Origin of the sequence: Vagococcus humatus, from assembly GCF_003950325.1 — a bacterium.
Lineage (GTDB): Bacteria > Bacillota > Bacilli > Lactobacillales > Vagococcaceae > Vagococcus_C > Vagococcus_C humatus.
The window spans coordinates 563,335-585,307 of sequence record NZ_PXZH01000001.1 but is presented as its reverse complement, the minus strand read 5'-3'; the positions used below and the strand labels follow the sequence as shown (position 1 = coordinate 585,307).

Here is a 21,973-nt window from a genome sequence, read left to right as displayed (position 1 = left end):
TGAAAAGTTTTTTTGTTTGTTAGGGTTGTTTTGTTGGTATGAATAAAATATAGCGTATAAATATGAATAAAATATGAATGAAAAAAATTTATTTTATGAAAAACGCTTCTTATTTAATAAGCTTAGAGCCACTTAATCAGAAAGTAGTCAGAAAAAATAGCAAGAAAAAGCTACTAGATAAATTCATCTAGTAGCTAAAGGAGATTTATTTACCTTGGAGGAGTAAATAATGAAAAGTTTTTTGTTAGGGTTATTATTTGGTATGTCTAAATATTAACGTATAATTATGAAGAAAATATGAAACTAAAAAGATAAGAAATTGAAAATAAGGAGATTGTTTGGTCTAAGCTATTGAAAAGTTCCTGGATATACCATAAAATAGGAACTATCTTATGATAGATGTAAAGTAAGGAGTACTAGTCTTAGTGCTCCTGTTTTTTACGTGAAAGGAGCAGGTATGCTAGCATCATATAAACCAACCTGGCTATTAGAAACTATTTACCAACTAACCCCAGAACAGTTGGCGAAACATCAAATTCATGGTATCCTAACAGATCTGGACAATACATTGATTGCTTGGAATAATCCAGATGGGACAAAAGAGTTACATCAATGGATGACTCAAATGAAAGAAGCAGGGATTCCTGTTATTGTGGTGTCTAACAATAGTAGAAAAAGAGTAGCTCATGCTGTTAAACCATTAGGCTTGCCTTTTGTTTCAAGAGCTATGAAGCCTTTTACCAAAGGCATTAACGAAGGAGTTGCCAAATTAAACTTGCCTAAAGAGCAAGTTGTCATGGTAGGGGATCAATTGATGACAGATATCAAAGCTGCTAACACAGCTGGCGTTCGTTCTATTTATGTGAAGCCCCTAGTTGCTTCTGACGCTTGGAATACTAAAATAAACCGAGCAAGAGAACGAAGAGTTATGAAACAATTAACAAATAAATATTCTGATATAGAATGGAGTCAAGAACTAAAATGACAGAGGAAATACGTTGTATTGGCTGTGGGTCCGTTATTCAAACGGAGCAAAAAGACAGTTTAGGTTATACCCCTATGTCCGCTTTAAAAAAAGGGGAAGAAACAGGAGAGGTTTATTGTCAACGGTGTTTTCGGTTACGTCACTATAATGAGATTCAAGATGTAGCCTTAACGGATGATGATTTTTTACGTTTACTAAATGAAATTGGTACAAAAGATGCCTTAATCGTGAATGTAGTGGATATTTTTGATTTTAATGGTAGTTTAATTCCAGGTCTTCACCGATTTGCAGGAAATAATCCGGTTTTATTAGTAGGTAATAAAGTCGATATTTTACCTAAATCTTTAAAACGAGGCAAATTAACCCAATGGATGAAAGAAAGAGCTTATGAAGCTGGTCTTCGTCCCACAGAAGTTGTGTTAACTAGTGCTAAGAAAAACAGTGAAATGATTCAATTACTTGAAACAATTGAAAAACATCGTCAAGGCCGAGATGTGTATGTGGTAGGGGTAACAAATGTTGGAAAATCTACCTTGATTAATGGTATTATTAAAGCAACTGCAGGACTGCAAGATATTATTACAACCTCTCAGTTCCCAGGTACTACTTTAGATAAAATTGAAATACCGTTAGACGATGGCCACTTTTTAATTGACACACCAGGAATTATTCATCGTCATCAAATGGCCCATTATTTAGGGAAAAAAGACTTACGTTTAATTTCGCCTACGAAAGAAATTAAACCAAAAGTTTATCAATTGAATGCAGGTCAAACGCTCTTTTTAGGAGGTTTGGCAAGATTTGATTATATTCGGGGAGAAAATCAAGGACTGATTGCCTATGTCTCCAATGAATTGAATATTCACCGAACTAAATTAATTAATGCAGATGACTTTTACGCTAAACATGTAGGCGGGTTATTACAACCACCTCGTGAAGATGAAGTGTCAGAGTTCCCAGAATTAGTTCGTTATGAATTTTCAGTGAAAGAAAAAACAGATATTGTCTTTGCTGGTTTAGGCTGGATTACGATTACAGAACCTGGTATTGTTGCCGGTTATGCTCCAAAAGGAGTAGAAGTTCTTAAACGGAAAGCATTGATTTAAAAGAAAGAAGGATTATGTTGAAATTAAGAGGAAAACAAACAAGATTTTTAAGAAGTCAGGCTCATCATTTAACCCCTATTTTCCAAGTAGGAAAAGGTGGCGTTAATGAGGCAATGGTAACACAAATTGGAGAAGCCTTAGAGAAAAGAGAATTAATCAAAATCTCTTTACTACAAAATACAGATGAAACAGTGGAAGAAGTGGCGCAAGTATTAGAAGAAGAAACTTACTGTACAGTTGTTCAAACGATTGGGCGAGTGTTGGTTTTATATAAACCTTCTTCTAAAGAAAAATATCAACGTTTATCTAAAGAAGTAAAAGAAATTTAACTAGTTAATGATAAAAACGAAATGTCTTAGGAGGTCTTGACATGAAAAGACAAACTAAAACAGTGACTTCGGCAAGGTTATTAACAGAAACCTTGCCCCTTTATCAAAGTCATCGTAAAAAAGTCGGAATTTTAGGTGGAACTTTTAATCCAGTTCATCATGCTCATTTACTTGTAGCAGATCAGGTGTATCATCAGTTGGCTTTAGATCATATTTATTTAATGCCTAGTTATTTACCTCCCCATGTGGATCATAAGGAGACGATTGCTAGTTCAGACCGTTTGGCTATGCTTAAATTAGCGGTTGAGGCTAATCCGTGTCTAGACATTGAAACTTGTGAGCTTGAAAGACAAGGGAAAAGTTATACATATGACACGATTAAATGGTTAAAGGAACAACATCCTGATACAGATTACTTTTTTATTATTGGCGGAGATATGGTGGAGTATCTACCTAAATGGCACAAAATTGATGAGTTAGTTGACATGGTTCAATTTGTTGGCATTAGACGACCAAATTATTCTCATCAAACAGATTATTCGGTTATCTGGCTAGATGTTCCTGAGTTAGATATTAGCTCTTCAATGATTCGTAAAAAGGTTCAAGAGGGCTGTTCAATTCGTTATCTTTTACCTGAAAATGTGATAGACTATATTTATAAGAAAGGTCTGTATTTAGATGGTAAATGATTATCGAAAGTTAACAACAAAAGAATATGAACAAGAACGAAAACGTCTGTTACCTCTCATTCAAAAAGAGATGAGTGATAAACGATTTAACCATGTTTTACGGGTGGAAGAGATGGCTATTCAGTTAGCCAAAGTTCATGATGTATCACCTGTTCAAGCGAGTTTAGCTGCTCTTATTCATGACTATGCTAAAGAGCGACCAGATGAGGAAATGATCCACTACATTAAGACTCACGGACTAGATCAGTCCTTGATTTCTTTTGGCAATCCAATTTGGCATGGCATTTTAGGGGCTTGTTTAGCAAAAGAAGAGTTGTCTGTGACCGATCCAATGGTACTGCAAGCTGTAAGACTTCATACAACTGGAGCAAAAGAGATGACTGATTTAGATCAAGTCATTTATGTAGCAGATTATGTAGAGTTAGGTCGTCAATTTGAAGGAGTAGAAGAAGCTAGAGAATTGGCTTTTAAAGATTTAAAACAAGCAGTGGCTTATGAAACCAAGCACACGTTATTGTATTTAATCCAAAAAGAAGTGAGTATTTATCCAAAAACATTAGAAACCTACAATCAGTGGGTTGTGAAAAAATAGGAGGGAATTACCATAGATAGTAGTGATTTATTAAAAATAGTTGTGAAGGCTGCAGATGATAAACGAGCAGAAGAAATTGTTGCTTTGGATGTTCAAAAAGTTTCCTTGCTAGCAGATTATTTTGTTATCTGTCATGGAAATAGTGAAAAACAAGTTGGCGCCATTGTAGATGAAATTGTAGAACAAGCAGCAATCAACGGGGTACAAGTTTCCCGTGTAGAAGGTAAAGAGTCAGGAAAATGGGTATTGATTGATTTAGGGGATATTGTGGTACATGTTTTCCATAACTCAGAGCGAACATTTTATAATTTGGAAAAACTTTGGTCAGATGCACCGATGGTCAATGTTTCTAGCATGGTAGATTAGACATGATTTATGAAACATTTGCTTTTGTGTATGATGAGGTCATGGATACAGCTTTGTATCAACAATGGTTAGCTTTTTCTAAACGTCATTTACCGGAAAACACCACCCGTCTTTTAGAGTTAGCTTGCGGAACCGGGGCTTTAGCCTGTGAATTCGCAAAAGAACAGTATGAAGTAACAGCCCTTGATTTGTCAGAAGAAATGTTGATGATGGCCAGTAAACGGGCAGCAGAAGAAAATGTTTCGATTCAGTTAGTTCAAGGAGATATGATGGACTTATCTGAAATTGGCACTTATGAAGCTATTACTTGTTTCTCTGATTCTTTATGCTACATGCCAAATAGACAAGCTGTTCAAGAAGTCTTTGATGCGGTTTACCGGACATTAGAACCTGGTGGCACCTTTATTTTTGATGTGCATTCCCTTTATCAAATTCAAGAGGTCTTCCCAGAATATAGCTATCATTATCAAACAGATGATTTTGCCTTTTTATGGGACAGTTATCCTGGAGAAAAAGAGCATAGTATTGAACATTTTCTGACTTTTTTTGTACAAGAAAATGAAGGAGAATTATTGTTTAGTCGCTATGATGAGTTACATAAAGAACGGACTTATTCTCTAGATAATTATACGATGATGCTAGAAAATGCCAATTTTACAGATATTCAAGTCTTTGCTGATTTTACCGATGAAAAACCTACTGAAACAAGTAAACGTTGGTTTTTCGTTTGCCGCAAATAAAGAGAGAAAAGAGTATTAGATTAGCTAATGCTCTTTTTTTGTACAAGCTAGATACTTGTGCAAATTTTCAGTATTTGTTTTATAATGGGTAAGGTGAATTTTCACTGAGTAATTAATTACACAAGAAAGAAGGAGGAATTATGCGAGAAAAACGCACAATGGACGGAAATACAGCCGCTGCTTATATTTCTTATGCTTTTAGCGAGTTGGCTGCTATTTATCCTATTACCCCTAGTTCTACTATGGCAGAATTAGTAGACGAATGGTCAGCTGCTGGTAAGAAAAATATGTTTGGCCAACCAGTTAAAGTAGTTGAAATGCAATCAGAAGCTGGGGCAGCAGGGGTGGTTCATGGTTCATTAAAAACAGGAGCCTTAACAAGTACGTATACAGCTTCTCAAGGGTTATTGTTAATGATTCCTAATATGTACAAAATAGCTGGGGAATTATTACCTGCTGTTTTTCATGTAGCTAGTCGAGCTGTGGCTACTAATGCTTTAAGTATTTTCGGCGATCACGGAGATGTGATGGCTACTAGACAAACAGGATTTGCTATGTTAGCTGAAAGCAACGTGCAAGAAGTCATGGACTTATCTGCGGTGGCACATTTAGCTGCTATTGAGGCAAGTGTTCCCTTTGTTAACTTTTTTGATGGGTTTAGAACGAGTCATGAAATTCAAAAAGTAGAGGTACTAGATTATGAGGAGCTAAAACCTTTAGTCAATCAAGAGAAATTAGCCGAATTTCGTCAAAAAAGTTTAAATCCTAATCATCCTCATGTAAGCGGAGGTAATCAAAATCCTGATATTCATTTTCAGCAAAGAGAAGTTGTCAACGCTTTTTATGATCAAGTACCAGAGATTGTTTCAAGCTATATGGGTAAAATCAATGAACTACGAGGCACCAATTATCAGTTAGTCAATTATTACGGTGCAACTGATGCAACCGAAGTAATTGTTTCAATGGGAAGTGTTGCCCCAGTAGTTGAGCAGACAGTCGATTATTTAAACCAACAAGGGAGAAAAGTAGGCCATATAAATATTCATTTGTATCGCCCTTTCCCAACAGAAGCCTTTTTACATGCCTTACCTGAAACTGTGAAGCATTTAGCTGTTTTAGATAGAACAAAAGAACCAGGAGCTACTGGGGAACCTTTATTATTAGATGTTCAAAGTGCTTTATACGGCTCTAAACTTCAACCAACTATTATTGGTGGACGTTACGGTTTAGGTTCTAAAGATGTTGTACCTAGTCAAATTTTAGCGGTCTATAATGAATTACAACAGCCAAAAGAAGCGATGAAACCACGGTTTACCATTGGTATTTTAGATGATGTTACTCATTTATCTTTACCTATCACCACTGATTTAGACTTAACACCAGCGGATACCTATCAAGCAAAATTTTGGGGATTTGGTTCAGATGGAACAGTTGGTGCCAATAAATCAGCCATTAAAATTATTGGCAACCATACTGATTTGTATGCTCAAGGATATTTTGCCTATGATTCTAAAAAATCTGGTGGCTTAACCCAATCTTTTTTACGATTTGGTAAAGAACCGATTCGTTCTAGTTACTTAATTTCTCAAGCTGACTTTGTTGCTTGTCACAATACCTCTTATGTCAATACCTATGACTTAGGAAAAGATTTAAAACCAGGGGGTATTTTCTTACTTAACACCACTTGGACAAAAGAACAGTTAGAGCAAAATTTACCAAGCAATTTAAAACAAGCTTTGGCTAAAAAGCAATGTGAATTTTATATTATTGACGCTCAAAAGATTGCAGCTCAAGTTGGCTTAAATCGGCGAATTAACACTATTATGGAAACAGCCTTTTTCTATTTGACTAAGATGATGCCAATGGAAACTGTTTATCCATTATTAAAAGCAGAAATCAGCCGAACTTATAGCCGAAAATCACAAAAGGTTGTAGATAAAAACATGGCGGCTGTTGACCAAACTTTAGAACATTTAGAAAAAGTAGAGGTTCCAAGTCATTGGCAAGAGGAAACTCTTCCTGGGATTAAACGGTCAGAAAATATGCCTCAATTTGTTTTTAATATTGTCAAACCGATGGAAAAACAAGAAGGGGATTCATTGACAGTAGGGGATTTAAAAGCAAATAATATGACAGACGGTCGAATGCCGCTGGGAACTGCTGCCTTTGAAAAAAGAGGTATCGCCTTAGAAGTCCCTGAATGGAATGCGGAACGTTGTACTATGTGTAACGAATGTGCCTTTGTCTGTCCTCACGCAGCAATCAGACCTTTTTTAGCAGATGAAGCAGAAATGGCTGAAGCACCAGAAGGCTTTATTGTCCGTGAAATGCGAGGGGCAGATGGTTTAATGTACCGTATTCAAGTGTCAGTTGAAGATTGTACAGGTTGTGGGTTATGTGTGGAAGCTTGTCCAGCTAAAGGAAAGGCTCTTGAGATGAAACCTTACGAGGAGATGCGAGAAGAAGCTGTTAACTGGGCATTCGCTATGACCCTTAAAACAAAAGAAAATCCAGTTAAAAAAGGCTCTGTTAAAGGCTCTCAATTTGAAAAACCTTTATTTGAGTTTTCAGGAGCTTGTTCAGGTTGCGGGGAAACCCCATATATCAAGTTATTAACCCAACTTTACGGGGACCGGTTAATGATGGCAAATGCAACTGGCTGTTCTTCTATTTACGGTGCAGCTGCTCCGACTACCCCATATACTACCAATGAGTTAGGACAAGGTCCTGCTTGGTCTAATTCTTTATTTGAAGATAATGCGGAATATGGTTACGGCATGTACTTAGCCAACAACCAACGACGTGAAAATTTAGCGAAATTAGTAGAAGAAGCAGTTCAGCTACCTATCTCCAGTGAGTTGAAAGATTTATTGACAGATTGGCAAGCTCATATGTGGGAAGGAGAAGGAACTCAGCAACGTAGTCAAAAACTACAAGCAGCTCTTTCTTTAGAAACACCTAATCATGCTTTATTAGCTAAAATATATGAGCAGCGTGATTTGTTTGCTAAACCTAGCCAGTGGATGGTTGGAGGCGATGGTTGGGCTTATGATATCGGCTTTGGCGGAATTGATCATGTGTTAGCTAGTGGAGAAGATGTGAACATTTTAGTAATGGATAACGAAGTTTACTCTAATACAGGGGGTCAAAAATCGAAAGCAACACCAACTTCAGCTGTAGCTAAATTTGCTGCAGAAGGTAAGAGAAGTCGGAAAAAAGATTTAGGGATGATGGCGATGAGTTATGGTCATGTGTATGTGGCACAAATCGCTTCAGGTGCTAATCAAATGCAGACGATTAAAGCCTTTGAAGAAGCAGAAAAATTCCCAGGACCTTCTTTAATTATCGCCTATACTCCTTGTATTGCTCATGGCATTAGTGGCGGACTAACTTTAGAACAAACTAAAAAAGCAGTAGAGTCAGGTTATTGGTCACTTTACCGATACAATCCATTACTAGAGGAAAAAGGAAAAAATCCTATGACTTTAGACTTTAAGAAACCTGACTTTGATCAGATGATTCCTTTCATGCGAAGTGAAAACCGTTTTGCTTCTCTAGAACGGATTGACCCAACTATCTCAGAAGAACTATTTTCAGTAACTGTAGCAGATGCTAAAAATCGTTTCTTCCGTTATGCTAGAATAGCAGGTCAAGAAGAAAAAATTCGGGAAAAATTAGCGAAAGCTGCTGAAAAGAAAAAAGATGCCTAATGAAGGGAAAAGTTAGTTTGTGAAATGAATTAAAAATTAGATTGCATCTAACTTTAATTGGTGTTAAACTTTAGTTACAATTGAATAAATAAATCAGGGGAGGCCGCAAACGGCCTGAGAGTAAACTATGCGTTTAGACCCTTTGAACCTGTCGGTTAGCACCGTCGTAGGGATGATTGAGTAGATATATATACTAAATGTCTAAATAAACGACAGAAGCTAATTAGCTTCTGTCGTTTTTTTGCAAGAAAGGATAAACAGAATGAATAAACGGTTAGTCTATCCACTGATAAGTTTGACCACCCTGTTAGTCAGTTGGGAAGGGTTAGGTCGCTTGTTTTCATTTCCTAATTACATATTGCCAGTGCCCTCTGCCATTGTTGAAGCCTTAGTATCAGATTGGCATACTTTATTTAAGCACAGCTTAGTCACTCTTAAAGAAGGGGTAATAGGGTTAGTGATTGCCAGTATATTGGCGAGTATTTTAGCCATATTAATGGATAGATTTAAAGGTCTTCAGTTAGCAATCTATCCTCATTTAGTTATTTCACAAACTATTCCAATGATGGTATTAGGTCCGTTACTAACAGTATGGTTTGGATTTGGTTTGACCCCTAAAATTTTATTGGTCATATTGATGAGTTTTTTTCCTATGGCCATTGCTTTTTTTAGTGGCTTACAGCAAGTCGATCCGAAATATATTCAGTTGATGAAGCATTACGGCGCATCTACTTGGCAAATTTATCAGTCAGTAAAAATACCTAAGGGCTTACCTGGTTTGTTATCTGGTATGCGAGTAGCTGCGACTTATTGTATAGGAGGTGCCATTGTTGGGGAATGGCTTAGCGCTTCACAAGGATTAGGTTATTATATGATCCGAGTTAAAAATGGTTATTTGATGGATAAAGTATTTGCGGCAATTTTAATCGTTATTTTACTAAGTTTAGGACTAAACTTAGGGGTATATGGATTAGAAAAATTACTTCAAAAGAAAAGGATGATGACAAGTGTTGAAAGCAAAAACTAAAAAAATAACAGGACTGTTATTTTTAATGGTGTTAAGTTTAGTGATGATAGGATGTACAAACCAAGCCAAATCCTCTAAACCTGCCGAAAAGAAAGACCAACCGTTAACTCAGGTTTCCCTTATTTTAGACTATTTACCGAATACTAATCATACCGGTATTTATGTAGCGGAAGAAAAAGGTTACTATCAAGAACAAGGCATCAAGTTAACTATCGTTGAACCAGGAGATGATACAACAAGTATTGGGTTACTAGGGGCAAATAAAGGGGAGTTTGGGTTAAGTTATCAAGAAGATTTGACTTATGCTGCTGCTTCCAAACAACGGATTCCTGTTACAGCAGTTGCCACTGTTTTAGAACATAATACTTCAGGTTTTGTATCTATGAAATCGTCACACATTACCCGCCCTAAAGATTTTGAAGGGAAAGTTTATGCTGGTTGGCAATCTCCTAGTGAAGAAGCGGTACTAAAAGCAGTTATGACAAATGATCAGGCAGATTATCAACAACTTAAATTAGTGGGAAGTTCAGGCAATGCTATGGCAGGGTTAGGTAAAGAGGTGGACATTAAGTGGTTTTTTGAAGGTTGGGATTATACCCAAGCTGTGATGGACGGCTACCAGTTAGATTTTTTACCTTTAAGAAAATTAGACAAACGTCTTGATTACTACACACCGATTATTTTAGCCACAGACAAAGTCATAAAAGAAGATCCTGACTTAGTCCGTCGTTTTTTAAAAGCAACTAAACAAGGCTATCAGTATGCTATCGATCATCCAGAAGAAGGGGCTAATATATTGCATAAAAAAGTACCTGAATACGATTTAGCTTTTCTAAAAAAATCTCAAGCATTTGTGTCTAAACATTATACAGATGATCCAAGTAAATGGGGAGAGATGAAACAAGAAGTTTGGGATAATTACACTGATTTTATGCTAGAAAATCAACTCATTACTAAGAAAATTCCAGCTAAAACCTTGTATACTAACGAATTTTTGTCAGAAGGTAAGTAGTATGAGCCTGTTTATCAATAATGTTAGTTGTTCATACCAAGATAAACCGGTATTAAGTCAGATTAATATGCAAATTGAACCAGGAGAATTTGTTTCGCTAATTGGTCCTAGTGGTTGCGGAAAATCTACGTTGTTAAATATTTTAGCAGGCACTGTGACAAATTATGAAGGAACTATCCAAGTAAATGGTCAAACAGTTACAGGCTATAATCCTTATTTTGCGTATATGCCACAAGAAGATCTATTGTTTAACTGGAAAACGGTAGAAGAAAACATTCAGCTTTACCAGCGGATTCATAAGTTACAAGTGTCTCAGGAAAAATTAGCTCATCATCTTCAAGTTTTTGGGCTATCTAAGGTGGCCAAACAGTTTCCTGATGAGTTGTCTGGAGGGATGAAACAACGGGTTGCTTTACTGAGAACGATGATGGTTGAGCGAGATATTTTGCTGCTAGATGAGCCATTTGGAGCATTAGATGTTATGACAAGACAAGGGTTAAAAGACTGGTTAGCAAGTGTTAGAACCCAATTAGGTAAGACTATTTTATTAGTTACCCATGACATTGACGAAGCTTTATATTTATCTGATAGAATTTTTATTATGGGGGGCTCTCCTACGACCATTACAGAGCAACTAGATTTATCTAACAGACAACCCTCAAGGCAGTGGTTAACCGAACAGGGAGATTTACGCTATACTATTTATCAAAAACTGCAACAAAGGAATTAAAAAGGTGGAATGGATAAAATGAGGACACAACTGATTGATGCTCATTGTCACACAGATAAACAACAGCGCTTAGTCACCTATCTTAAAAAGGAACAGATATTAAGCTGTTTTAATTGTCAAAATAAGGTAGAAGCAGATCAGCTTTTACCTTTAGCCAAACAGACGAAAACGATTTGGCTTAGCGCAGGTATTCATCCCTGGGAGGCTAACCGCTACCAACTAATCGATTTATTGCCTATTTTGGAACAAGTGTCTGTTGTAGGTGAAATTGGTATGGATTCTGTGTGGACAAGTGTCCCCTTATCTCAGCAGCAAAGGATGTTTGAGCAGCAGTTAGCCTATGCTAGTGACAAGGGAAAACCAGTTATTCTACATACGAAAGGCCAAGAAAAAAAGATTAGTCGGCTTATCAAAAAATATCCTAATCGTTATCTTGTTCATTGGTATTCTTCTCTAGAGGGATTAACTGATTTTATTGAGCAAGATTGTTATTTTACGATTGGCCCTTCTTTAAACGTAGATCCTGCAGTGCTTCAAGTAGCTGAACAAGTGCCAATCAACCGGTTATTGTTGGAGTCAGATGGTTTAGCGGCAATGGAGTGGGTATTAGAAACAAAGGTTGACGAACAAGTGTATGAGCATCATCAAATGAGCCAAATGGTAACTTTAGCTAAGATAAAAAAGCTATCCGTAAACCAACTAACCGAACAGTTAAGGGGTAATTTTTTAAGGTTTTTCCCTGGAAATTAATCTAGTTAATGCGACTTAGTTGTGTTTATATGCAACTTGGTTTTATGGTCTATTTCTTCTTTTCAAGTTGTTCTACTATTGAGTAGAAAACAAAAAAGGAGCGAAGAAAGACATGTTACAACAAGAAAAAATATGGCAAGAACTATCTTATGGTTTATATGGCTTTGCAGGGTTAGGGTTAGAATTAGTTATCTTAAAAATAGAAAGCTATCTTTGGCAAGTTGCTCCAGTAAATTGGTCTACTAGAAATCAAGCAATGCACTGGCTATTAGTCAGTCTTGTTTGGTGTTTAGTAGGCTTTTTACTGTTGAAAAAAGTTAGAAAACCTGTTTATTTAAAGATGAATTTTAGACAAATAGTTAGGTTAATAATATGTATGAGCCTCTCTTTTAGGCTAAGTTACACTGTTTGGGGTGGAGTTAAACCTTTAATAGAATGGCGAGCTTTAGGGACAGAATTATTTGTTTACCAACTTATCTATTACTTAGCAGAAAGTTTATTACTAGTAGTTATCTTAATATATGGTCAATCTTTAGGGGAAACCTGTGTAAAAAGAGTTAGTCAATTTCCTTTTGGAGGTGTTTTTTTAGCTTTAACTTGGGGGAGTATTCATATATGCTTAAAAGGAAGTCAGGCAGGTCTTTATTTAGCTATTCAGTGTTTTTTGTATGGATATTGTTATGTGTTAGTCCATAAAAACTTTAGATTAGCTTATTTAGTCGTATCCTTTCTATTTATTTTATAAAGGGGAGTTGTTACCAGATGAAGGTGAATGAGTATCGGGTTTTTACTCAAGAGGAAAGTAGAATAGATCTGTATTATATGGAAAAAAACGAAAAAATTAACGGGTTACTTCGTTATTTATCTAGATGGGACTATCAATTAATCGGCAGAAAAGAACACACCCAAGTTTACTTTCAATTACAGGACGTGTATTACTTTGAATCAGTAGATAAAAAAACATTTGTTTATTTGGAAAAAGAAGTATTACAAGTGGAAATGACCTTGGCTGATATTACGCTTCGTTATGAAGCAGATGGATTTGTAAGAGTAAGCAAAGGAGTGGTGTTAAATCTATACAAATTAGCTTACTTGAAAGCTAGTTTGAATATGAGAGTCATTGCTTATTTAGAAAACGGTGAAAAAGTTTGGATTACTCGGCATTATAAACCAGCATTTCAAGCTAGATTAGAAAAATTAACTAAAAAGGAGACTCAGTCCGATGCAACTAATTAATCGTAAAAATAGTCAGCTTATTTGGTGTGTCTGCTACACAGTGATTTCTTTAGCAGGAGCCTTATTAGAAATAGTCACGCAAAAAACAGTGACTCCTTCTCAAGTGAATTTACTATTAATAGCTAGTTTAAGTGGTTTAGCAGTGGGACTGTTAGCTTTATATGATTGGTTAAGTGAGCGTTTTGAACAGATATCTCCTTTAGGTTTATTTATAATACAATACTTGTTAGCGGTAGCAGTGATTTCATTAGGCATGTGGTTAGCAAGTTTTTGGGTAGAGCTTCATCCTAAAGGTTATTCCCAAGTATTAGTATCTTTTTCTGTTCCTTATGGGATAGGGGTAGTCATTTACGGCACTGCATTAAAAAAAGCAACCTTAAAAGCTAATCAACAGCTTAAAGAACTTCAGCATAAGAGATAATCACTAAAGAGGGTCTAGTATTTTATTACGGACTTTTTATCTCTCTAATGACCTAACTTATGGTAAAATAAGCATAAGGTGGTCGTTAGGGAGGAGATAAACATGAAAGAGAATCTGAAGCTAGATGTTGTGTGGACAATCAGAATATTTTTAAGTTATCTACTAGTGTCTGTAGGGATTGAAGGGTTAAAAAATCAGTTGACTAAAAATCGGTGGCTGCATCATGTATTACCTTCTGGGTTAGTTGTGGCTGCTGTTTTTTTTGTAGGATTTATGTTAATTCGCCCAGCTGTTCAAAGGTTTATTGAAGAAGATAAAGATTAAACATATAAGTAAAGATATTAGAATGAATAGTTCTGAATGTCTTTACTTATTTTTTATCTAAAATTTACTTGAAAGATAAGGAGCTTTGCTATAGTAAAGATGCTTAAAATAAAAAGCTTTACTAAAGGAGAAAAAATCGTGACAATGAAACAGGCAAAGCTTCTGTTAATTTAATTGGGTTGCCACTAGTGACAGGGTTAGTCTTAAACAGATACTTATCAATCAAATCAAATAATCGATTTAAGAACGGATCAAGAGTTGTTTGAACATCCAGATCCTAAGATTAAATCAGTGACCTATAGTGATGTTCCTGTTATGAAAAATTTAGGACAGGGTGCTTTTACTCAAGCTTTTATGGAAAATTTAATGGGTTTAGAAAAGCCAGAAGATTGTTTGATTGAAGCCAACAGAAATTTTGTGACTGAACCTGTTGCTAAAACAGGGTATAAACAATTATTTGATGAGCTGCTTGCTAATGCAAAGGGAGCAACTTTGTGGCATTGTACTACGGGTAAAGACCAAGCTGGCTTTGGTACAGCCTTAGTATTATCTGCATTAGAAGTTCCGAAAGAAACAGTGATGAAAGATTATTTATTGTCTAATACTTTTAGAAAAGAAGCCAACCAGCAAATAATTCAAGCTGTGGCAAAACAGACAGATAATAATCCTTAAGCAGTGAAAACCATTGAAGCGATGATGGAAGTTCGAGAGTCTTATTTAGAGGCAGCTTTTTCAGAGATGTTCCGGTGATATTTCCCCTTAATCATAAACAAAAAAAGGTAGCTAGCTAGCTACCTTTTTTTGATGAAAAGATTAATTATTAGGTGACACTATTTCTTCAAATTCTTCCATGCCTTTGCGTTGCTCAATTCTTCCGTTTGTGTAGACTCTAAATTGTTTCATTCCCTTAGTTAATTCATTTACGTTATCGTTAGTCTGAAAAACAATTCGGTAAAAACTGCCTAATTCGTTTGTTTCTTGTTCTTTATAGTTAATATTTAAACTAATTACTTCTACAGAGGTTGAATGGATATTTGGATCTTCGTATTGCCAGTTATCTTTGTGAGATAAAGCATAATCAGCAGCGTCATTAAAGCTGTCAATCTTGTGACTAGTCTTATCAGATTGTTTTGTTTCAGATGAGTTAGAGCTAGTCTGTCTTGTTTGTTCTACAATTTCAGCAAAACCATTTGTTAGATTGCTGTTTTCTGTTTCTTTAAAGGACAGAAAAGAGGTATTAGAAGAGGTGGTTAAGTCTAAAATCCAGACACTAGGTTGTTCTTTATAAATGACGAAAAAGTAGACATGACTAGTAGCAACTGAATTTTTTTGACTATCAGAATAAACCCCGACTAAGTTATAATCCGGTTGACTTACCCCGTCTTTTGACCAATTCAAGGTAATAGGAGCATCAGCAAACTTTACAGGCACTTTAGGTTCAGAAGTTAAAAGATCATTTGGTAAAGAAGTCCCTAGTAAATAGACTGGCTCTTTAGGTGTGTAACTTTGATAGCTTTGTTCCATTTGCTCTCCCCAGTCTTCCATAAAGTTGGCTAATTCTTCTTGAGCACTTTCTGACCAGTAGACTGGTTTCTTATTCTTTTTAGGTGTAGCTTGCTTATCTGCAGCTTGTTTATTTGTAGTCGAAGTTTTGACTTTTTTTGAACTTACTTCTGGTGAAAAAGTTTCCTTTGGTTTTTGACAACCAGTTAACACGCCTAGTAAAGCTAGGCTTAGACAGATAAGGGGAATAAAGTAGTATTTTTTCAAAGGTTTACCTCCTAAAATCATGTAAGTGATGAACTGCTATTATTATAAGGGATGATTGTCAGAGTTTCAATGGAAGCTGAAGACTTTAAAACTTAATGAAACTAGTAACCATTCATGATAGAATGAATGATAACGCATTCCAAGTAGAAGATGCGAAAGAAATAGGGGGAAAGACAGTTTTGAAAAAAATCGTAGGAAAATTAGCTAATAACTTAGGACTTATTTGGTACTTAGTATCATTGAATTTCTTTATTCAATCTTTTTCTCAAAAAAGTGTATTAGCTTTTACTATTGCTACAACTTTTTATATTTTAGGTAATATGGAGCAGCAAAGTAAGAAAAAACAGAAAAACTAGCCAATTAAAGTTAGTTAAAGCTAAAAAAAGTCACGACAAATTATTCTGTCGTGACTTTTTTAATTCGTTGTATTCCTTTTTGCAGTTAAGCTTGGTTAACGATTATTCCCTTGGCCGTTATTATCACCAGATTGATTGTTTCCTCCAGTATCTGGTTTTTGCCCATCTTCGCCGTCTGGATTTTTAGGCGGCTGATTCTCAGAGTCGGTTTGATTATCTCCTGTATCAACGTCTGGTTGACTTTCTGGAGTATTCGTGTCAGAGGACTCTTTGTTTTCTTCTTCTTTACTTTCTTCTTTAGTAGAAGAGTCAGAAGAAGAATTTTTAGATTCTTTTTCTGATGAAGGAGCAAGCCAACTAGAACTGCTACTAGAAGGATAATCATAGTAATAAGTTGATTTTTTATTTTTTCTAACAGCATCTCGGTGATATAATTGACGGCCGATTTTGACCACGCTTTTTGGCATTTCCCAATCTTCAACAGTGACACCAGGACGTTGAGATAAGTAACTCATTAATTGTTGGTAAATAACCATAGCGTATTGTTGTTGCCAAGTGCTAATGGAGTGGAAGTAATCATCATAACCTGTCCATACAGCTACAACATAGTTAGGAGTGTAACCGACAAAGGTAATGTCTGGTGCTCCGTCTGGATCTCCTTTGATTTTATGTTTTTTATCTTCAGCATAGTTAGAAGTTCCAGTTTTTCCTGCTTGTGGTAGCCAACCAATTTGAGCTTTTGAGCCAGTTCCGTAAGTAATCACATCTTTTAACATATCTGTAATCATATAAGCGGTAGAGGCTTTCATCACTTCTCGACCTGGATCAGAGAATACTTCTTCGGTACCGTCTGGATACACGATTTTATTAACATATTGAGGCTTGTAATATTTACCGCCATTAGCAAAGGGGGCATAGGCAGCCGCCATTTTTAAGGTGGTTAAGTTACCAGAAATACCGTTTGGATAGTACATACCTTCTGGATAGGCAATTCCTAGTTTTTTTAGGAATTTTTTAGATTTATTTAGCCCAACGTCTTCTAATGTTTTAATGGCAGGCACGTTTCTTGAGTCGATTAAGGCATCTCGAATGGTCATATTTCCTTTATAGGCATTGTCATAGTTGTTGACAGCAATCGAAGTATCTGGATAGTTATAAGGACCATCATAGACCATTTCACCAGTAGAATAATTGTTGTATTCAATAGCTGGGGCGTAGTCGGTAATCGGTTTAACAGTGGAACCAAAGTCTCTAGAAGCTGAAACAGCTCGGTTTGTCCCTAATTGAATGTTATCGGCAATTTTTCGGCCACCAATTTGGGCTAAAACTTGTCCGTTATGAGCATCTAACACAGTGACAGCCGCCTGGAAATCATCTCCAGGAAATAGTAGTCGGTTATCATTATTTAAAATGTCATAAAGTTCTTTTTGGGCATCGGGTTCAATATTAGTGTAAATTTCTAAGCCGTCTGAATAAATATCTTTGTCGGTTAATTTTTTCACTTCCGCAATGACTTGTTTAATGTAGTTATCATAGATTTTAGTTTCTTTAGAATTATCTTGTAAAGGTAAAAGATCTTTATCAATTGGTTCTTTTACTGCAGCGTCGTATTCTGCTTGAGAAATTCGGCGATCTTTTTTCATTTCAGATAAGACTAAATCTCGTCTACTTTTAGCTGCTTCTTTATACATGTAAGGGTTATATGAGTTAGGAGCTTGTGGCATACCCGCTAGTAAAGCGGTTTGGGCGATTGATAAGTCTTTTAGACTTTTCCCATAATAAGCTTTCGCCGCAGTTCCCATTCCGTAGTAACCATTAGCCATATAAACTTTATTGATGTAGTAATTTAAAATTAAATCTTTAGAGGCCCGTCTTTCCAGCTGCATAGCCAGCCATGCTTCTTGGGCTTTTCGTTTAATATTTTGATCTTTTGATTTGGTACTGTAGTAAGATAGTTTAATTAACTGTTGGGTTAAGGTACTACCTCCTTGTAAATTGTTTCCCTTTGCATTAGATAAAGCGGCTCCGGCAATTCGAATAGGGTCTACCCCTAAATGTTTATAGAAACGTTTATCCTCAATCGAAGTAATTGCTTCTTTTAAGTGATCAGGTACCTCACTAACTTTTACCGGTTGTCTCTTTTTTTGTCCTACTTCATAAAAAACATTTCCCTCTGGATCTCGCATTCTAGAGGACTGAGTGTCTTCTAGTTTAGAGGCCAAAAGAGGAGGGGCGTCTTTAGCATAGAAGAAGAACAACACTGTTCCAGCTAATAACCCAACAACGCCAAGGGCAACACAAGTTAAAATTAGTTTTTTCAACCAACCCTTTTTTTTCTTTTTCTGACGAGAAGCAGGTGTTTGTTTAGTAGCCATAAGCTGTTTCTCCTTTAGTTTGTCTATTGATCATTGATTACTCTCCTTTAAAATAATATGAATCAATTGCTGATAAATAATGAATACGAGGGGCATAGCCGACGGAAACTTCTAGTCCTATTTCTTCTAATTCTTTTAATGGAATAGATTTGCGAGTATCCGCTTGGCAGTCCCAATAATGACAAAGATGTTTGGCATCTAGAAAAAAACAACGATGAAGACTAGCAAACCACAATAGCACAAAAACAAGCCCCCTTTGTGCTAAACAATTTTTCATGTGAACAATTTGATGCTCATGAAAATTCTTTAGTGGAAACGAGGTTTTATTTTTAGTTTCTTTTGCTTCAAAATCCAAGTAGTGCCCTCTATAAACGCCGTTGTAGTCAGTGGTGGAAGCTTCCCTAAAATAAGCTTCTTTAATCACTGCAGCACTGCGTTTTGGGTAGTCAACTTGGACAATTTGAATCGGTGTCGGTTTTTTATGAACAACTGCTACTCCTTTTTTTAAATAGTAGTCGTTGCTTAAATTTAAGGCATGCTCAAAAGTCATCCCTCGGTTAGAAAAGCTAGCTAAACGTTGATTAGAAGTGGCTTGCTTTTTAGCCGATTTACCTCCATGATAAGTAGTAGAGGGTTTTCCGTTAGGATAGTTAAATTTCATATTTCACACTCCCATAAGACTGATTATAACAAAAATTAAAAAGGAATGGAAAGAGAATAAATGCAAATACCAAAACGTCTTTTTGTCTCTGGTTATCGTAACTTTGAACTAGGAATTTTTCAAGACAATGATAAAAAAATTAAGATAATTAAAGCTATCTTAAGAAATAAATTAATAGAATACTTAGAACAAGGGCTAGAGTGGGTCATTATTGGAGGAAATTTAGGGATTGAATTTTGGAGTTTCGAAACAGTTCTAGAGCTAAAAGAGGAGTATCCTTCACTAAAAGTCTCAGTTATTTTCCCTTTTGAAACATTTGGAGAACAATGGAAGGAAAACAATCAATTAAAATTACTAGCAATGAAAGAAATGGCCGATTATGTAGACGCTACGAGCCATCATCCTTATCAAAACCCAGGACAATTTAAAAGTCACACCCAATTTCTTTTAACCCATACTGACGGAGCTTTGTTAGTTTATGATGAAGCTTATCCTGGAAAGACCGGTTATTTTTTAACCAGTGTTAAAAAGTGGCAAGAGCAGGCGCCTTATTTTTTAGAACTGTTAACCATGGATGACTTAAATAATTATCTTGAAAATTTGTAAAACCTGTTTGCTTTTCCTAAGAGTTTCGGCTAAAATAAAGAATGATTATCAGAATATGTGTATGGGCAGATGAAAATAAGAGGTGTCTACATGTCAAACTTTAACTATACAGCAAAAGATATTTTACAAAAAGAATTTCCATCTAAACTACGTGGTTACGATCAAGTAGAAGTGGATAAATTTTTAGATGGTGTGATTAAAGATTATGAAACTTATAACCGTGAAATTTTAGCATTAAAAGAAGAAAATCGTCGTTTAATTAGCAAGGTGGATCAATTAGCTAAAAGTCAAGCTACCTTGTCTCGTGTTAAACAAGAACAACCAAAAAATACTGCTGTCACAAATTTTGATATTTTAAAACGTTTGTCTAATTTAGAAAAACATGTTTTTGGCAGTAAGATTAATGGAAATATGACTCAATCCAATTCATCTTCTGCAGATCGTTCTTTTTCAGTGAATGGAACAGATGATGAATTAGATAAGACAAAACTGTTTTAATCGTGTATAATAAGATAGTCAGTGTAGTTTTCGGGTAATTGCGGCCTAGCTCATCTAGGCTGAGGAAAGTCCATGCTCGCACAAGCTGCGATGCTTGTAGTGTTCGTGCTTAATGAAATCATAAGTTAAGGGACTCTTATTAGAGTTACGGCAGAAAAAAAAGCTAAGGTCTTTTGGCTAAGCTTGAGTATTCTTGAAAGTGCCACAGTGACGAAGTGGTTTTAGAAATAAAACCAGTGGAACGGGTAAACCCCTCGAGCGAGCAACCCAAACAATGGTAGGGGCACTTTTTTCTCGGAATTGAACGAAGAAAAGAGGCAGAAATTAATCTGTAGACAGATAATTACCGTTGATATTTTGTCCCTGGAAAATATCAATACAGAACATGGCTTATAGAAAACTACACAACAGGTTATTACCTTCCGTTTGTAAATGATGGAAGGCTTTTTTTACGACTTTTACAAAAAATTAAGAAAAAATTCCCTTTAAAGGATTGATGAAAATGAAACAATACAAATTAATAGCAACAGCAGCTAGTGGAATTGAAGCGCTAGTTGGCCGAGAATTAAGAGATTTAGGTATTGAGTGTGAAGTAGAAAATGGTCGGGCTATTTTTTATGGCGATATGGAAACTATTGCTAAGGCTAGTCTTTGGTTAAGAACCGCTGACCGCATTAAAATTGTGGTAGGCGAATTTAAAGCGACCACCTTTGAAGAATTGTTTGAAAAAACTAAGGCGATTCCTTGGGAAGACTTTTTACCAATGGACGCTGAATTTCCTGTATCAGGCAAATCAATTAAATCCACTTTATTTAGTGTGTCAGATTGTCAAGCCATTACTAAAAAAGCCATTGTTAACCGACTAAGTGATGTGTATCACCGGTATGGCCGTTTACCAGAAACAGGGGCTCTTTATCCTTTAGAAGTAGCCTTATTAAAAGATAAAGTGACGATCACTTTAGACACAACTGGTCCTAGTTTATTTAAACGAGGATACCGAATTGATAAAGGTGGGGCTCCTTTAAAAGAAAACATGGCTGCAGCTTTAGTGATGTTGACTAATTGGCGTAAAGACCGTCCTTTTTATGATCCAGTATGTGGTTCTGGTACTATTTGTATTGAAGCAGCTTTAATTGGTCATAATATTGCCCCTGGTTTTAACCGAGATTTTTTATGTGAATCTTGGACTAATGTGGATACTAGTGTGTTTGATAAAGTTCGAACAGAAGCAGATGAACAAGCAGATTATGATATTGAATTAGATATTATGGGAACAGATATTGATGGTCGCATGATTGAAATTGCTAAAAAGAATGCGGAAGAAATTGGTTTAGGGGACTCCATTACCTTTAAACAAATGCAGCTGAAAGATTTTACGACGACTAAAGAGTACGGGGTTATCGTAGCTAACCCACCTTACGGAGAACGTTTAGGGGAAGAACAAAGTGTTAGAGAACTGTATAAAGAAATGGGAGATGTTTACCGTCCATTAGATACATGGAGTAAATATATTTTAACCAGTGATTTAGAGTTTGAAAACTTTTACTGTCAACGTGCTACTAAAAAACGCAAATTATATAACGGGGCTATTCGGACAGATTTATTCCAATATTGGGGTAAACGTCCACCTCGTCAACCAAAAACTGAAGCTTAATTAGATTAGTTAGCACCAACGTTTAGAAACGTTGGT

At 35.9% G+C, this 21,973-nt stretch carries 22 protein-coding genes, 1 other RNA gene, 2 pseudogenes and 1 riboswitch; of the genes and pseudogenes, 22 read left to right on the top strand and 3 right to left on the bottom strand.

The window, feature by feature from the left end:
- Positions 1-457: 457 nt before the first annotated feature.
- The 17 genes and pseudogenes from C7P63_RS02800 to C7P63_RS02720 form a co-directional block, all read left to right on the top strand.
- A complete protein-coding gene (locus C7P63_RS02800; RefSeq protein WP_125942639.1) occupies positions 458-985 on the top strand; it encodes a YqeG family HAD IIIA-type phosphatase in 528 nt (175 codons plus the stop codon).
- Positions 982-2,091 carry a ribosome biogenesis GTPase YqeH gene (gene yqeH / locus C7P63_RS02795; protein ID WP_125942638.1) on the top strand — a complete coding sequence of 370 codons (1,110 nt, stop codon included), beginning with the start codon at positions 982-984 and terminating at the stop codon, positions 2,089-2,091. Before C7P63_RS02800 ends, yqeH begins: the two co-directional genes overlap by 4 nt.
- 17 nt (positions 2,092-2,108) lie before the next feature.
- A complete protein-coding gene (yhbY, locus tag C7P63_RS02790; RefSeq protein WP_125943058.1) occupies positions 2,109-2,420 on the top strand; it encodes a ribosome assembly RNA-binding protein YhbY in 312 nt (103 codons plus the stop codon).
- A gap of 41 nt (positions 2,421-2,461) precedes the next feature.
- Positions 2,462-3,109, top strand: a complete 648-nt coding sequence (locus tag C7P63_RS02785) for a nicotinate-nucleotide adenylyltransferase (RefSeq protein ID WP_125942637.1) — start codon at positions 2,462-2,464, stop codon at positions 3,107-3,109.
- The gene (gene yqeK, locus C7P63_RS02780) at positions 3,099-3,701 is read left to right on the top strand and encodes a bis(5'-nucleosyl)-tetraphosphatase (symmetrical) YqeK (RefSeq protein ID WP_125942636.1); all 603 of its coding nucleotides are present in this window, start codon (positions 3,099-3,101) and stop codon (positions 3,699-3,701) included. Before C7P63_RS02785 ends, yqeK begins: the two co-directional genes overlap by 11 nt.
- 42 nt (positions 3,702-3,743) lie before the next feature.
- Positions 3,744-4,067, top strand: a complete 324-nt coding sequence (gene rsfS, locus C7P63_RS02775) for a ribosome silencing factor (RefSeq protein WP_243640787.1) — start codon at positions 3,744-3,746, stop codon at positions 4,065-4,067.
- 2 nt (positions 4,068-4,069) lie between these two features.
- Positions 4,070-4,807, top strand: a complete 738-nt coding sequence (locus C7P63_RS02770) for a class I SAM-dependent DNA methyltransferase (RefSeq protein ID WP_125942634.1) — start codon at positions 4,070-4,072, stop codon at positions 4,805-4,807.
- Between the two features lie 140 nt (positions 4,808-4,947).
- A pseudogene (gene nifJ, locus C7P63_RS02765) lies at positions 4,948-8,499 on the top strand (pyruvate:ferredoxin (flavodoxin) oxidoreductase); the annotation flags it as partial.
- 103 nt (positions 8,500-8,602) lie between these two features.
- Positions 8,603-8,708, top strand: a riboswitch (TPP riboswitch).
- 71 nt (positions 8,709-8,779) lie between these two features.
- Positions 8,780-9,544, top strand: coding sequence for an ABC transporter permease (locus C7P63_RS02760; protein ID WP_125942632.1), 765 nt, complete (start codon positions 8,780-8,782; stop codon positions 9,542-9,544).
- A complete protein-coding gene (locus C7P63_RS02755; protein ID WP_243640786.1) occupies positions 9,525-10,556 on the top strand; it encodes an ABC transporter substrate-binding protein in 1,032 nt (343 codons plus the stop codon). The genes C7P63_RS02760 and C7P63_RS02755 overlap by 20 nt, the downstream gene beginning before the upstream one ends.
- A gap of 1 nt (position 10,557) precedes the next feature.
- Positions 10,558-11,286 (top strand): ABC transporter ATP-binding protein, encoded by a 729-nt coding sequence (locus C7P63_RS02750; protein WP_125942631.1) that lies wholly within the window; start codon positions 10,558-10,560, stop codon positions 11,284-11,286.
- A gap of 9 nt (positions 11,287-11,295) precedes the next feature.
- The gene (locus C7P63_RS02745; RefSeq protein ID WP_125942630.1) at positions 11,296-12,036 is read left to right on the top strand and encodes a TatD family hydrolase; all 741 of its coding nucleotides are present in this window, start codon (positions 11,296-11,298) and stop codon (positions 12,034-12,036) included.
- 112 nt (positions 12,037-12,148) lie between these two features.
- On the top strand, positions 12,149-12,781 hold the full coding sequence (locus tag C7P63_RS02740; protein WP_125942629.1) for a hypothetical protein: 633 nt from the start codon (positions 12,149-12,151) through the stop codon (positions 12,779-12,781).
- A gap of 17 nt (positions 12,782-12,798) precedes the next feature.
- Positions 12,799-13,272, top strand: a complete 474-nt coding sequence (locus tag C7P63_RS02735) for a LytTR family DNA-binding domain-containing protein (RefSeq protein ID WP_125942628.1) — start codon at positions 12,799-12,801, stop codon at positions 13,270-13,272.
- Positions 13,259-13,693, top strand: a complete 435-nt coding sequence (locus C7P63_RS02730) for a DUF6608 family protein (RefSeq protein WP_125942627.1) — start codon at positions 13,259-13,261, stop codon at positions 13,691-13,693. The genes C7P63_RS02735 and C7P63_RS02730 overlap by 14 nt, the downstream gene beginning before the upstream one ends.
- Positions 13,694-13,795: 102 nt before the next feature.
- Entirely contained in the window at positions 13,796-14,017 is a 222-nt protein-coding gene (locus tag C7P63_RS02725; RefSeq protein ID WP_125942626.1) for a hypothetical protein, read from the top strand.
- A 228-nt stretch (positions 14,018-14,245) separates the two neighbouring features.
- Positions 14,246-14,689: pseudogene (locus tag C7P63_RS02720) on the top strand (tyrosine-protein phosphatase); the annotation flags it as partial.
- A gap of 141 nt (positions 14,690-14,830) precedes the next feature.
- Here C7P63_RS02720 and C7P63_RS02715 read toward each other — a convergent pair.
- Entirely contained in the window at positions 14,831-15,787 is a 957-nt protein-coding gene (locus C7P63_RS02715; RefSeq protein ID WP_165863754.1) for a DUF4767 domain-containing protein, read from the bottom strand.
- A gap of 95 nt (positions 15,788-15,882) precedes the next feature.
- Between C7P63_RS02715 and C7P63_RS02710 the strand changes: the two genes are divergently transcribed.
- On the top strand, positions 15,883-16,143 hold the full coding sequence (locus C7P63_RS02710) for a hypothetical protein (protein WP_125942623.1): 261 nt from the start codon (positions 15,883-15,885) through the stop codon (positions 16,141-16,143).
- A gap of 95 nt (positions 16,144-16,238) precedes the next feature.
- Here the strand turns inward: C7P63_RS02710 and C7P63_RS02705 are convergent, their stop codons facing one another.
- Entirely contained in the window at positions 16,239-18,518 is a 2,280-nt protein-coding gene (locus tag C7P63_RS02705; RefSeq protein ID WP_125942622.1) for a PBP1A family penicillin-binding protein, read from the bottom strand.
- A 37-nt stretch (positions 18,519-18,555) separates the two neighbouring features.
- Complete coding sequence (gene recU, locus C7P63_RS02700) at positions 18,556-19,179, bottom strand: Holliday junction resolvase RecU (protein ID WP_125942621.1); 624 nt, start codon at positions 19,177-19,179, stop codon at positions 18,556-18,558.
- A gap of 60 nt (positions 19,180-19,239) precedes the next feature.
- Between recU and C7P63_RS02695 the strand changes: the two genes are divergently transcribed.
- The 4 genes from C7P63_RS02695 (at position 19,240) to C7P63_RS02680 (ending at position 21,937) form a co-directional block, all read left to right on the top strand.
- Positions 19,240-19,785 carry an SLOG family protein gene (locus C7P63_RS02695; RefSeq protein WP_125942620.1) on the top strand — a complete coding sequence of 182 codons (546 nt, stop codon included), beginning with the start codon at positions 19,240-19,242 and terminating at the stop codon, positions 19,783-19,785.
- Positions 19,786-19,875: 90 nt separating this feature from the next.
- Positions 19,876-20,283 carry a cell division regulator GpsB gene (gene gpsB, locus C7P63_RS02690; RefSeq protein ID WP_125942619.1) on the top strand — a complete coding sequence of 136 codons (408 nt, stop codon included), beginning with the start codon at positions 19,876-19,878 and terminating at the stop codon, positions 20,281-20,283.
- A 26-nt stretch (positions 20,284-20,309) separates the two neighbouring features.
- Positions 20,310-20,681: RNase P RNA component class B (rnpB, locus tag C7P63_RS02685), an RNA gene on the top strand.
- Between the two features lie 104 nt (positions 20,682-20,785).
- Positions 20,786-21,937: a THUMP domain-containing class I SAM-dependent RNA methyltransferase gene (locus C7P63_RS02680; protein ID WP_424580131.1), complete on the top strand. Its 1,152-nt coding sequence runs from the start codon at positions 20,786-20,788 to the stop codon at positions 21,935-21,937.
- The last annotated feature ends 36 nt before the right edge of the window (positions 21,938-21,973 follow it).

Bases quoted from the DNA above. Each gene is read 5' to 3' on its own strand.
- C7P63_RS02695 (WP_125942620.1), top strand. From the start codon at position 19,240: ATGCAAATACCAAAACGTCTTTTTGTCTCTGGTTATCGTAACTTTGAA.
- yqeK (WP_125942636.1), top strand. From the start codon at position 3,099: ATGGTAAATGATTATCGAAAGTTAACAACAAAAGAATATGAACAAGAA.
- C7P63_RS02745 (WP_125942630.1), top strand. From the start codon at position 11,296: ATGGATAAAATGAGGACACAACTGATTGATGCTCATTGTCACACAGAT.
- C7P63_RS02735 (WP_125942628.1), top strand. From the start codon at position 12,799: ATGAAGGTGAATGAGTATCGGGTTTTTACTCAAGAGGAAAGTAGAATA.
- C7P63_RS02770 (WP_125942634.1), top strand. From the start codon at position 4,070: ATGATTTATGAAACATTTGCTTTTGTGTATGATGAGGTCATGGATACA.
- C7P63_RS02705 (WP_125942622.1), bottom strand. From the start codon at position 18,518: ATGGCTACTAAACAAACACCTGCTTCTCGTCAGAAAAAGAAAAAAAAG.
- C7P63_RS02710 (WP_125942623.1), top strand. From the start codon at position 15,883: ATGAAACTAGTAACCATTCATGATAGAATGAATGATAACGCATTCCAA.
- yqeH (WP_125942638.1), top strand. From the start codon at position 982: ATGACAGAGGAAATACGTTGTATTGGCTGTGGGTCCGTTATTCAAACG.
- C7P63_RS02680 (WP_424580131.1), top strand. From the start codon at position 20,786: ATGAAACAATACAAATTAATAGCAACAGCAGCTAGTGGAATTGAAGCG.
- C7P63_RS02725 (WP_125942626.1), top strand. From the start codon at position 13,796: ATGAAAGAGAATCTGAAGCTAGATGTTGTGTGGACAATCAGAATATTT.
- gpsB (WP_125942619.1), top strand. From the start codon at position 19,876: ATGTCAAACTTTAACTATACAGCAAAAGATATTTTACAAAAAGAATTT.
- C7P63_RS02730 (WP_125942627.1), top strand. From the start codon at position 13,259: ATGCAACTAATTAATCGTAAAAATAGTCAGCTTATTTGGTGTGTCTGC.
- C7P63_RS02800 (WP_125942639.1), top strand. From the start codon at position 458: ATGCTAGCATCATATAAACCAACCTGGCTATTAGAAACTATTTACCAA.
- C7P63_RS02785 (WP_125942637.1), top strand. From the start codon at position 2,462: ATGAAAAGACAAACTAAAACAGTGACTTCGGCAAGGTTATTAACAGAA.
- recU (WP_125942621.1), bottom strand. From the start codon at position 19,179: ATGAAATTTAACTATCCTAACGGAAAACCCTCTACTACTTATCATGGA.
- C7P63_RS02750 (WP_125942631.1), top strand. From the start codon at position 10,558: ATGAGCCTGTTTATCAATAATGTTAGTTGTTCATACCAAGATAAACCG.
- C7P63_RS02740 (WP_125942629.1), top strand. From the start codon at position 12,149: ATGTTACAACAAGAAAAAATATGGCAAGAACTATCTTATGGTTTATAT.
- C7P63_RS02760 (WP_125942632.1), top strand. From the start codon at position 8,780: ATGAATAAACGGTTAGTCTATCCACTGATAAGTTTGACCACCCTGTTA.